The sequence below is a fragment of the Pontixanthobacter luteolus genome, from assembly GCF_009828095.1.
Classification (GTDB): domain Bacteria; phylum Pseudomonadota; class Alphaproteobacteria; order Sphingomonadales; family Sphingomonadaceae; genus Pontixanthobacter; species Pontixanthobacter luteolus.
Genome location: NZ_WTYP01000002.1, coordinates 364,494 through 376,862 on the forward strand (window position 1 = coordinate 364,494; position 12,369 = coordinate 376,862).

The 12,369-nt window shown below is 61.2% G+C and carries 8 protein-coding genes; 7 read left to right on the forward strand and 1 reads right to left on the reverse strand.

The features are described 5' to 3' along the window. Window positions 1–177: 177 nt before the first annotated feature. The 5 genes from GRI43_RS10235 (at window position 178) to GRI43_RS10255 (ending at window position 8,924) form a co-directional block, all read left to right on the forward strand. Complete coding sequence (locus tag GRI43_RS10235; RefSeq protein WP_160731022.1) at window positions 178–918, forward strand: alpha/beta fold hydrolase; 741 nt, start codon at window positions 178–180, stop codon at window positions 916–918. Between the two features lie 17 nt (window positions 919–935). Further along, window positions 936–1,763 carry a tetratricopeptide repeat protein gene (locus GRI43_RS10240; protein WP_160731023.1) on the forward strand — a complete coding sequence of 276 codons (828 nt, stop codon included), beginning with the start codon at window positions 936–938 and terminating at the stop codon, window positions 1,761–1,763. Beyond that, the gene (locus GRI43_RS10245) at window positions 1,763–2,746 is read left to right on the forward strand and encodes an LLM class flavin-dependent oxidoreductase (protein ID WP_160731024.1); all 984 of its coding nucleotides are present in this window, start codon (window positions 1,763–1,765) and stop codon (window positions 2,744–2,746) included. Before GRI43_RS10240 ends, GRI43_RS10245 begins: the two co-directional genes overlap by 1 nt. Before the next feature lie 147 nt (window positions 2,747–2,893). Then, window positions 2,894–7,615 (forward strand): NAD-glutamate dehydrogenase, encoded by a 4,722-nt coding sequence (locus GRI43_RS10250; protein WP_160731025.1) that lies wholly within the window; start codon window positions 2,894–2,896, stop codon window positions 7,613–7,615. Between the two features lie 82 nt (window positions 7,616–7,697). Beyond that, entirely contained in the window at window positions 7,698–8,924 is a 1,227-nt protein-coding gene (locus tag GRI43_RS10255; RefSeq protein WP_160731026.1) for an NAD(P)/FAD-dependent oxidoreductase, read from the forward strand. Here the strand turns inward: GRI43_RS10255 and queG are convergent. Next, on the reverse strand, window positions 8,908–9,984 hold the full coding sequence (queG, locus tag GRI43_RS10260) for a tRNA epoxyqueuosine(34) reductase QueG (protein ID WP_160731027.1): 1,077 nt from the start codon (window positions 9,982–9,984) through the stop codon (window positions 8,908–8,910). The two genes, GRI43_RS10255 and queG, sit on opposite strands and share 17 nt — an antisense overlap. A gap of 44 nt (window positions 9,985–10,028) precedes the next feature. On the opposite strand from queG, the gene GRI43_RS10265 reads away from it, so the two are divergent. Together GRI43_RS10265 and GRI43_RS10270 are read left to right on the forward strand one after the other, a co-directional pair. Beyond that, complete coding sequence (locus GRI43_RS10265) at window positions 10,029–11,063, forward strand: ABC transporter ATP-binding protein (RefSeq protein WP_420849998.1); 1,035 nt, start codon at window positions 10,029–10,031, stop codon at window positions 11,061–11,063. Then, window positions 11,060–12,325, forward strand: a complete 1,266-nt coding sequence (locus tag GRI43_RS10270) for an ABC transporter permease (RefSeq protein ID WP_160731028.1) — start codon at window positions 11,060–11,062, stop codon at window positions 12,323–12,325. Before GRI43_RS10265 ends, GRI43_RS10270 begins: the two co-directional genes overlap by 4 nt. Window positions 12,326–12,369: the final 44 nt, after the last annotated feature.

The following is a 12,369-nucleotide window of genomic DNA, read 5'->3' on the forward strand; positions in this document are numbered from 1 at the left end:
GGCAAATGCGACGAGCCGCTGCAGCTTCCGAGCCTGTACTAGACCCGCGCATACTCGGCCCGCGCATTTTTGGCCCACACTGCCCGCAATCTGGCCCCGGTCCGCGGATCGGCGCGTTTGGCCGCCTCATGGTTTCGGCGCTTGCACCCGGCCCGATGATCGGGAATGACCCCCATCATGAACACGCCGAAATTCCATGAGCTGAAAAACGGGCTCCGGATTGCCTATCGCCACGGCGAGGCGGCAGCCGGATCGCCTACCTTTGTTTTCCTTCCCGGTTACATGTCCGACATGGACGGGGGCAAGGCGACCGCCGTTTTCGATTGGGCACACGAACAGGGCGCTGGCTGCCTTCTGCTCGACTATTCCGGCTGCGGCAAAAGTGGCGGCGAATTTGCGGGCGGCACACTCAGCAAATGGCGCGATGAAGTGCTCGACCTGATCGCTGCACGCGGGATTGAACGGGTCGTACTGGTGGGATCGTCCATGGGCGGATGGCTGATGTTGATGATCGGCCTCGCTCTTGATGGCAAACTTTGCGGGATGGTCGGCATCGCTTCTGCCCCCGACTTCACCGAATGGGGCCGGTCGGATGCGGACAAGGATCGGCTGCAAAATGGCGAAACCGTTTATGATGAAAACCCCTATGGCCCCGATCCGACACCGATGTTCGCCGGGTTCTGGGCCGACGGGCAAGACAACAGGATGCTAAGCAGCGAAATTGCCATCGATTGTCCCGTCAGGCTGCTGCACGGACAGCGCGATCAGGACGTGCCGTGGGATATCAGCATGCGTCTGGCGCAGGCGCTGCGTTCGGATGATGTACAGGTTACCCTGATAAAGGACGGCGATCACCGCTTGTCGCGCGATCAGGATATCAAATTGCTGCTCGATCATCTGCGCCGACTTCTGAACTGATCTGATCGGAGAGAACCATGCTTCCCGCAATGCTTGCCCTGCTGATGCAGGCCGGCCCGAACCCGTCTGCTGGTGCCATACCCGCAATTCCGCCGGAACTGCAGGAACTGCGCAGGCGGCAGAATACCGAATTATCGGTCGAAACCAAAACTCCCGACCGGTTGCAGCAATGCCTGGCACGGGCAGAGCTGGATAGCGTCGCAGCCACAACCGAGGCATCGTCCCGGCTGGGCAAGGCCAGGGGTCTCGACCGCGCGTACGAATTGCATTGCATTGGTTATGCGCAGGCCATTCTGGGCCGGTGGACCGATGCTGCCGGCAATTTCATTGCCGCACGCGATCTCGCAGCGGGGAAAGACCCGGCCTACAGCGCGCGGCTGGGCGCGATTGCCGCGAATGCTCTGCTGAGTGCGGGCAACAATATCGAAGCGCTAACGGTGCTGGAGCAAGCGGTAAACGATGCGGCAGCAGCCGATTTTGGCCCGCTCATCGCTGAAATAGAGCTCGACCGTGCCCGCGCGCTGGTCGCAACGGGTCAGAGCGAGGCGGCAGCGGCTTCCTTGGCAAAGGCCCGCCAACTGGCACCCGGCAGTTCGCGGGCATGGCTGCTTTCCGCCACACTTGCCCGGCGGGATGACGATTTGGTCGCCGCCCAATCCTTTATCGAGCAAGCAAGCCTGCTCGACCCCTCGAACCCCGATATCGGTCTGGAGGCAGGCGTCATTGCCGTTCTGTCAGGGAATGACGATGCTGCCCGGCGCAGTTGGCAATCGGTGGTTACCCTTGCGCCCGGAACCACGCAGGCCCAGACTGCCAAAGGTTATCTGGAGCAATTGACACAGTAATGATTCCCTTTTCCGTACTCGATCTGGTTCCCGTTCGCGAAGGCGGCAGCCTGTCAGAAGCCTACGCCGCATCGGCTGCGCTCGCGCGCACTGCAGAAGATGCGGGGTACAAGCGTTTCTGGGTGGCGGAACATCACGCGATGGAGGGCATCGGAGGAGCTGCGGCATCAGTCGTGCTGGCGCATATCGGCGCGGCTACGTCCACAATTCGGATCGGTTCAGGCGGCATCATGCTGCCCAATCACACGCCGTTCCAGATTGCCGAACAGTTCGGCACGCTTGAGGCATTGTATCCTGGCCGGATCGACCTTGGCCTGGGAAGGGCGCCCGGAGCAGGGCCTGAATTGCAGCGCGCACTGCGCAAGGATTTGCACGCGGCGTCCGAGTATTTCCCGCAAGATGTAGTCGAATTGCGCGCGCTCTTCACCGGCGATATCGATTTGCCGGTAAAGGCAACGCCGGGCTTTGGTGCAAACATCGAGATGTGGATGCTGGGATCTAGCCTGTTTGGCGCCCGGCTGGCGGCGAAACTTGGCCTTCCATACGCCTTTGCATCGCATTTCGCGCCGGATCATCTTGATGCCGCAATCGAAATCTACCGCCGCGATTTCCAGCCCTCCGAAGCGCTGGAAAAACCGCACGTGATGGCCGCGATGACCGTGCTCGCAGCGGATGACGATGCGGAGGCGGAATATTTCGCCTCCTCCCAGCTTCAGGCATTCGTCAGATTGCGCACCGGCAGCCCCGGCAAGCTTCCGCCGCCCATTCGCGATTACCGCGATTCGCTGCCCGCGCAGGCTCAGGCCATGCTCGCCCATATCGGACAGGCCAGCGCGATCGGTTCGGCAGCAACGGTTCGGGACAAGATCGCCGGATTTATCGAACGCACCACGGCCGATGAAATCATCGTCGCCGGTTCAACTTTCGAGCCGGAACATCGCCAGCGATCGCTGGAGCTGACGATGGATGTTCTGTCCGGCTGACCGGCTTCTCCGCGCAAGGCTCGCAACAATCCGCGGGCCGCGCTAGGGATGCGCTTGCAGGGCGGAGAGGATCAGCCTATTTGCGCACTATTACTGCACGGGGCAGTAACAATATAATAGGCCTGAGAGCCTCACGGAGCATGACGGATGGGTTCGAAAACCGCCGCGACGCCTCGCAATTCCAAACAGAAAGCCGCTGCCGGCAGCAGCCTAAGCAAGGCGCTGGCCAAACAGATAGCGGGCTCTATCCTGCCCGGGGACACTCCGTTCGAATCGGACAAGATCCGCGAAGCCGCCGACTTCCTGCTGGAAACAGCAGGACAGCGCGACGCGAAACGATCGGCGATTGCACTGGCGTCCGCCAGCGGAGAGCGGCGCTTCATGCGAATTGCGATCGTCAACGACGACATGCCTTTCCTGGTCGATTCGGTTGCCGCAACCATCGCAGCCCAAGGACTTGCGATCGACCGACTGGTTCATCCGGTGATGTCAGCCAACCGTGACGAAACGGGCGTTCTTACCTCCATATCCGCCACCAACAATGACGGCGTGATGCGCGAATCGATGATTTACATCGAAACTGCACGCATCGATGCCAAACAGCGCCGCGAGCTGGAAAAAGTCCTTCGCGAAACGCTGGGCGACGTTCGCGCCGCAGTCAGCGACTGGGCCAATATGCGCGCGGCGATGCGCGAAGATGCGGCGCGGATCGGCAAAACCGAAGGCGCCGCGCTGCTGAACTGGCTGGAAGACGGGATGCTGACACAGCTGGGCCACCTGACCCGCACGCGTGATGGCAAGCAGAATGGCAAGCTGGGCATATGCCGCAAGAGCGCCGATTTGATCCTCGCGGAAAATTCCTGGGACCGCGCTTTCGACTGGTTCGACGATCCGAAGAACCAGCAAGGCCGCGTGCCGCTGATCATCAAGGCGAACCGGCTGGCCAATGTCCATCGCAGGGTTCCGCTGGATCTGTTCCTGATTCCAGTCATCGAAGGCGGCAAGGTTACTGCGCTTTCGGTCCATTGCGGTGTCTGGACCAGCGCGGCGCTGGCTACCCCGCCCAGCGCAATTCCCAGCCTGCGCACTCAGCTGACATCGCTGATGGAACGGTTCGATTTCGATCCGTCGGGCCACGCCGGCAAGGCGCTCGTCCACGCGCTAACGGCATTGCCGCACGACATCCTGATCGGGTTTGCAGACGAGGATATTGCCCGCGTCAGCACTGCGATGATGGGGCTTGTCGATCGGCCCCGGCCCAGGCTCGCGATTGTCGAGGCTCCGCTTGCGCGGCATCTGTTCGCATTTGTGTGGCTGCCGCGCGACCTGCTTTCCACGCAGGTGCGCGAACAGATCCGCGACCTTCTGGAAGACGGCTGCGATGGCAAGCTGCTCGACTGGAGCCTGGAAGTCGAAGGCGGCAATCTGGCCATGCTGCGCTTCGTGCTCGATATCCGCACAGGCGGGTGCGAATATGACGAAGCCGCGCTGGAACAGCAGATGCAGAACATGCTGCGCGGCTGGCCCGAGGCGGTCGAGCACGAGCTGGCGCAATTCGAGGAAGCTGGCCGAGCAGCGGCGATGGCGTCGCGTTTCGCAGACCTGTTCCCCATTCCATACCGGGTTGCCTACGGCCCGGCAGAGGCGGCGCGCGACATCTTGCGCATGCGCCACAATCTGCAGCAGGAAAGCGGTGCCGCTTCCGCCATCCAGCGCGATGCGCGGCTGTATCATCTGGATGGTGACCCTGAAAATTGCCTGCGCCTGAAAGTGTACGAACATCAAGGTTCGCTGCCGCTGTCCGATGCCGTCCCTGCGCTCGAGAATTTCGGGTTCGAGGTTCTTTCCGAATTCCCCACACCGCTGGCCGGCGGCACGACCGGGACGATCCATGACTTCGTCCTCGCCCTGCCCGAAGGTGTCGCGGCAGCCCCGATCGTGGAGCGCGCCGAAACAATCGAGCAGGCGATCGCGGAAGTTCTCAACGAAACCGCCGAAGACGATCCGTTCAACCGCCTGGTGGTCGGAACTGCGCTGTCGTCGAACGAGGCGGACTGGCTGCGCGCATTCTATAGGTATCTGCGGCAGGCCGGGATGGGTTTCACCATCTACACCGTGGTCGACGCATTGCGCGGCGCGCCCGCAGTCACCCGCGCGCTGATCGCCCGCTTCACCGCGGCGCATGATCCCGATTTTGCGGAAGACCGCACCGCTGCCATCGCTGACGCTGAAAACGCAATCCGGCAAGGACTGTCCAAAGTGGCGGCGATCAACGATGACCGGCTGCTGCGCCTGTATCATGCACTGATCAAGGCGATCCTGCGCACCAACGCATTTGCCCCGGCAGCGGCGGAGGCACTGGCGTTCAAGATCCAGTCCGACCTAGTCCCCAACCTCCCCAAGCCGGTGCCATGGCGCGAAATTTTCGTCTATTCGCGGCGCGTCGAAGGTATCCACCTGCGTTCCGGCCCGGTCGCCCGCGGCGGCCTTCGCTGGTCCGACAGGCGTGACGATTTCCGCACGGAAATCCTCGGCCTGATGAAAGCCCAGCGGGTGAAAAACGCGGTCATCGTGCCAACCGGTGCGAAAGGCGGCTTTTACCCCAAGCAATTGCCGTCACCGGCGCTCGACCGCGAAGGTTGGGCAGCCGAGGGGCAGGCAAGCTACGAGGTGTTCATTCGCACTCTGCTGTCGATCACCGACAACATCGTGGACGACAAGGTTGTTCATCCCGACCGGGTTCTGCCGCTTGATGGCGAAGACCCGTATTTCGTGGTCGCAGCTGACAAGGGCACTGCGCGCTTTTCCGATGTGGCCAATGCAATCGCCACATCGCGCGATTTCTGGCTCGACGATGCTTTCGCCAGCGGCGGGTCCAATGGGTACGACCATAAGGCGATGGGCATCACCGCCAAGGGCGCATGGGTTTCCGTGCAGCGTCACTTCCTCGAAATGGGTGTCGACGTTCAGGAAGACCCGGTCACGGTGGTTGGCTGCGGCGATATGTCGGGCGATGTGTTCGGCAATGGTATGCTGCTGTCGAAGTCGATCAGGATCGTTGCCGCTTTCGATCATCGGCACATCTTCATTGATCCCGACCCTGATGCGGCGGCCAGTTGGAAAGAACGCAAACGATTGTTCGATTTGCCGCGTTCAAGTTGGGAAGATTACGACGCAAGCCTGATTTCAAAGGGCGGCGGCGTCTATTCCCGCGCTTCGAAAACGATCAAGCTTTCAGCCGCCGCTCGCAAGGCGCTCGATATCGACGCCAAGGAGATCGAGCCTGATACGCTGATCGCGGCGATCATGGCTGCGCCCGTCGACCTGATCTGGTTCGGCGGTATCGGCACCTACATCAAAGGCTCGGCTGAAAATAACATTCAGGTGGGCGATCCGGCGAATGACGCGTTGCGGATCGATGGCGGGCAGGTGCGCGCCAAGGTTATCGGCGAAGGTGCAAACCTAGGCGTGACACAAGCGGGCCGGATTGAGTTCGCGATGGCAGGCGGACGGCTTAACACCGACTTCATCGACAATTCGGCAGGGGTCGATTGCAGCGATAACGAGGTCAACATCAAGATCGCGCTCGCCGCAGCCACGCGGGCCGGAAAGCTGACCGAGAAAAAGCGCAACACGCTGCTGGCTGAAATGACCGACGAAGTTTCCGATCTGGTGCTTGAGGACAATCGTCTTCAAGCTCTCGCGCTGTCTATTGCGGAACGCGGCGGCGCAAAGGCCGCCGGATCGCAGCTTCGCCTGATGGAATCGCTGGAAGATCGCGGCGCTCTGGACCGCAAGACAGAAGGGCTGGCGGACAATGAAACGCTCAGCCGCCGCGCTGCAGACGGCATCGGACTGACCCGTCCGGAACTTGCGGTGCTGCTTTCCTCCACCAAGCTGGTTCTACAGGATGCGATCGAAGCAACGTCGCTGCCTGACGATTCCAGCGTCCACGGATTGCTGCTCAATTACTTCCCCGCGCCGATGCGCAAGAAGTTCAAGACGCAGATCGAAGGGCATCAGTTGCGGCGCGAAATCGTGGCGACGAAACTGGCCAATCTGGTGATCAACCGGCTCGGCATCGTACACCCGTTCGAACTGGCCGAAGAAGAGGGCGTCGGCCTGGCGGATGTGACAGCATCTTTCGTCGCGGCAGAAAACCTGTTCGGTATTGGCGAGCTTTGGGAAAAACTGGAAACCACACCGATGCCTGAAAAGGCGCGCCTGATGCTGTTCGACAATGTGGCAGCGGTAATGCGCAGCCAGATGGCCGATCTGTTGCGGGCCGGCGCGAGCATCAGCCCGCCATCTGAGATGATCGAGCGGCTGAACGAGCGCGTCGTGCAGCTGTCGGACACGTCGGGCTTGCTGGCTGTGGAATCGCAGCAACAATCGGCCAAGCTGAGGGCCCAGTTCACCGATGCCGGCGCGCCTGAAAAGCTGGCAGCCGAGGTCGCCCACCTGTTCGATATGGACGGCGCGATCGGTCTAGCCTCACTAGCGCGCAATGCAGAGATGGAACCGCGCACGCTGACAGAAGCGTTCAGTGAATTGGGCGAAAGGCTTGGCCTCGACTGGGCCCAGGGAACTGCTGCGTTGATGAACCCGTCCGATGTCTGGGAACGCCTTCTGGTCGCCGGGCTTGCCCGCGATTTCCAGCAGATGCGGCTCGACTTCCTGCGTCGACTGTCGCGGCGCAAAGGGGCAAAGGATGATCCGCTGGCGGCAGTAGAAAGCTGGGCCGCCGAACATCAGGCCGCCATCCGCCAATTCCGGGCGATGATTGGCCGCGCGCAATCGCAGGCGGCCGTGGCACCGGCCATGCTCGCCCAGATTGCCAGCCAGGCGCGCAACCTGCTGGGAAGATAAACGCAGGCAAAACCAGCCGCGTATAAGGCCGTTTCAGCGAAGCGGTCTTGACCGCGGCCGGTTTTCCGCCAAGTCAGCGGGCATGGATCACGCAGACGTATTGATTGTAGGCACCGGCCACGCAGGGGCGCAGGCAGCAATTGCCTTGCGGCAGAACGGACATGACGGAACGATCATCATGGTCGGCCGGGAAAAAGAGCCTCCTTACGAACGGCCGCCGCTGTCCAAGGAATATCTCGCCGGCGAAAAACCGTTTGAGAGATTGTACATACGCCCTCCGCACTTCTGGGCCGATAAGGACATAGACCTGCGACTTGGCAATGGCGTGATCGAGATCGACGCGCTGGGCAAAACGGTGACGCTGTCTGACGACACCAAGATTTCTTATCGCAAGCTGATCTGGGCAACCGGGGGCGATGCGCGCCGGCTCGATTGCAATGGCGGCAATCTGGAGGGGATCCACACCATCCGCCACCGGGCCGATGTCGACCGGATGATCGCCGAACTTGATGCTGGCGCACGCCGTGCGGTCGTGATCGGCGGCGGCTATATCGGCCTTGAGGCGGCGGCCGTGCTGCGCAAGCTGGACCGCGAAGTCGTGCTGCTGGAGGCACTGCCGCGCGTCCTTGCCCGCGTCGCCGGTGAAGAACTGTCGGCATTTTACGAGCAGGAACACCGGGCCCATGGCGTGGATTTACGGCTTGAGGCTATGGTCGACAGCCTGATCGGCGAAGACGGCAAGGTTTCCGGCGTGAAACTGGCGGATGGAGAAGTCATCCCTGCTGATCTGGTAGTCGTTGGTATCGGCATCGTTCCATCGGTCGGGCCGCTGATGATGGCAGGTGCCGCAGGTGCGAACGGGGTCGACGTCGACGAATATTGCCGGACCACGCTCGACGATATTTATGCCATTGGCGACTGCGCCGCGCATGCCAATCCCTATGCCGATGGGGCGGTTATCCGGGTGGAATCGGTGCAGAATGCCAACGATATGGCGACCACTGCGGCTAAGGCGATCATGGGCGACAAACAGCCCTATCACGCTTTCCCGTGGTTCTGGTCCAACCAGTATGATCTGAAATTGCAGACCGCCGGCCTGTCGCTGGGCCATGATCAGACCGTGCTGCGCGGCGACCCTGCCAATCGGAAGTTTTCCGTGGTCTACCTCAAGGAAGGGCGGATCATCGCGCTCGACTGCGTGAACAATGTGAAGGATTACGCGCAGGGCCGTAAACTGGTCGATGCCCGCATCAGCCCCGATCCGGACGTTCTTGCCAATATCGAGGTTCCGCTCAAGGAACTGCTTTAAGCTCGCTTTCGGCCCACCGCGCTGCTTCGGCCACAGCCGGGTCGGGATCGGATTTCAATTCTGCCACAATCCCGCCGAGCTCCGAATTGCCGCTGTTACCTGCCGCGATCAGGCAATTGCGGACAAACCGGTCGCGTCCAATCCGCTTGATCGGCGATCCGGAGAACAGCGCCCTGAAGGCCGCATCATCCAGCTGCAACAAATCCGCCAGGCGCGGCTCCGCCAGTTCTTCTCTCGGGACAAAGGATTTATGCCGCGCGGCAGTGTCCGCAAACTTGTTCCATGGGCAAACCGCCAGGCAATCGTCGCAGCCATAGATGCGGTTGCCAATCGCCTTGCGGAACTCATCCGGGATCGGCCCCTTGTGCTCGATCGTGAGATAGGAAATGCAGCGCCGGGCATCGACCACATAGGGTTTTGGAAAGGCATCGGTCGGGCAGGCCGCCTGGCATGCATTGCATGATCCGCACCGGTCCTCATGCACCTCGTCTGCCGGGAACGGCACGGTGGTGTAGATAGCGCCGAGAAACAGCCAGCTGCCATGTTCGCGGCTGACCATGTTGCTGTGCTTCCCCTGCCAGCCGATGCCGGCAGCTTCGCCCAGCGGTTTTTCCATAACCGGCGCGGTGTCGACGAAAACTTTCAGCTGTGGTTCTTCCAGGCCGACCCTGCGCGCCTCTGCTACCAGCCAGCGGGCCAGCGCCTTCAGCGCTTTCTTGACGGTGATGTGATAATCGCGGCCTTGCGCATAAACCGAAATTCGTGCGCGATCATGGGACGATTCCAGAGCTAGCGGGTCCAGCTGCGGGGCATAACTCATGCCCAGCGCGATAACGCTGCGCGCCGCATCCCACATGCTTTGCGGCCCCTGACGCACATCCGCGCGGTCCGCCATCCATTCCATTGTGCCGTGATACCCGGCATCCAGCCATTGTTTGAGACGGGCTGCCTGTTCGGGATTGTCTTGCGCCGGAGCGATGCCAACCGATACAAAGCCCAGACGGCGCGCCTCTGCTATCAAGTCTTGCTTAAGCTGAAGGATTACCGCGCTTTTAACCATGGTTGGGGTTACTCCCGTTCACATGCTGCGGTTATCCGGCATGTATGGATATGCCGCTAAGCGATACGCTCGATAAGGACAACAGTGTGACGGTCTCCAACGAAGGCGACAGCAATAGCGAAGCGCCGGCAGGAGACTCTCGCCCGCTCGCAATTGAGGCCCGCGGCCTGGTCAAGCGGTTCGAAGGCACCACCGCCGTCGACGGCGTCGACATTTCCGTACCCGAAGGTGCAATTTACGGCATTCTCGGGCCGAATGGTGCAGGCAAAACCACTACACTCAGGATGCTTCTCGGCATTATTGATCCGGATGAAGGCCTGCGCCGCGTTTTCGGACATGACGAACCGCACGAGATTGCCAAGCTGATCGGCTACCTGCCCGAAGAGCGCGGCCTCTATCCGTCAATGAAGGCTTATGAAGCGATCGGTTTCATGGGCGCGTTGCGAGGAATGCCCTTGGAAGAAGGCAAGGCACGTGGCCGCGAATTGCTGGAAAATCACGGCCTCGCCCATGCTGCAGACCGGCAAATCCGGCAGCTGTCCAAAGGCATGGCGCAGACGGTGCAATTGCTCGGCACGCTGGTCCACCGGCCGAAGCTGGTCGTGCTCGACGAACCGTTTTCCGGCCTCGATGCGATCAATCAGGGCAAGCTGGAACGGATGATCCGCGAACTGGCTGAAAACGGAACTACCGTAATATTCTCCACCCATGTGATCCACCATGCAGAGCGATTGTGCGAAGGTGTTGCGATCATCGCCGGGGGCAAGGTGCCCTATGCCGGTTCGGTCGAGGCTGCGCGCGACCGCATCCCGGCGCAGGTCCGGCTGGAAACCCGCGAACGCGACGGCCGCTGGCGCAGCGCTTTACCCGAAGACGCGCGCCGAGAGGGGGACTTCTGGTATTTCTCGCTCCCCGAAAGCGGTATCGAGACTTTGCTTCGCGCATTGATCGAAGGCGAAGCTGGAATTCTTTCCCTGTCGATCGAACGCGCAGGCCTGCACGATGCGTTCGTGCATATCGCAGGTGAAGCTGCCGCCCGCGCTCTGGAAGCCGACAACGCAGCGGAGGCCGCACGATGAGCCAGCACACCCACGAAACCGCCCGGCTCACCACGCTGCAGGCCGCCTACGTGATCGCCAGGCGCGATTTCCTCGCCATTCTGTTCAGCCGCGCGTTCCTGTTCTTCCTGCTTGGCCCGCTGTTTCCGATTATCGTCGGCGGGCTGGCTGGCGGGATCGGCAGCTCGGTTCAGAAACAGACGGCTTCGGTCGAAGTGGCCGTTTCCATGAGCGAGACCGACAGCGCCGCAATGGTCGAAACCGCCGCCGCGCTGCGCAAGGACGTGGGCAATTTCGTGCCAAGTATGGTGGTACTGGATGCAGATCTGGCGGGCGAGGACCCGATGGCGATCCTGCAGGAACAACGCGCGCCATTTGCCGCGATTATCAGCGGATCACGTCAGGAACCCGTCATCACCGCGACCGGAAACCAGATCGATCGCTGGCGCGGCCCGGTAGCCCTTGTTGCGGCGACCAGCCTCGGCTCCTCGCCCAGCAATTTCCCAGAGATCGCCAGTGTCGAGGTCGCAACCAGCGGTGCCGATGTAAAACGCGACCGGGTCCGCACCGCACAGGCCGGGCAGATGCTGCTGTTCCTGCTTACCATGATCCTGGGCGGCATGGTGCTGTCCAACCTGGTTGAGGAGAAAGGCAACAAGATCATCGAAGTTCTTGCCGCCGCAATTCCGATGGACGCGGTTTTCCTGGGCAAACTTTTCGCGATGCTGGGCGTATCCTTTGTCGGCATTGCCGTGTGGGGATCGGTCGGCAGCCTGATCTATTTCGGTGCCGGATACGAATCGGCGACCTTTGCCGCCCCCGCCGTTGGCTGGCCGATGTTCTTCACATTGGGCGTGATCTATTTCGCGATGGGATATCTGATCCTCGGTTCGCTGTTCCTCTCGATCGGATCGATGGCGGCTACGGTGCGCGAGGTTCAAACCCTGTCCATGCCGGTGACGATGCTGCAATTGCTGGTTTTCTTTTTCGCAAGCTACGCCATGGCGGCACCGGGCTCGACAATGGAAATCGCCGCGACGATTTTCCCGTTCAGTTCTCCCTTCGCCATGCTGGCGCGGGCCGCTCAGGTCGATTCGCTGTGGCAGCATGCGCTGGCGATTGGCTGGCAGATCCTGTGCGTGGCGGTTTTCGTGAAAGCCGGGGCCAGCCTGTTCCGCCGCCGCGTAATGAAGTCCGGGCCGCGAGGGGCAAAATCGGCGAAGCGCCGCAGTTTCCTTTCAATGCGCCGCAAGGATAAGTCGCAAATCGCAACCCACTATTGACATTAGGGTAAGTAAGTTCAGGATGGGCCGGTAATCCGACGCTT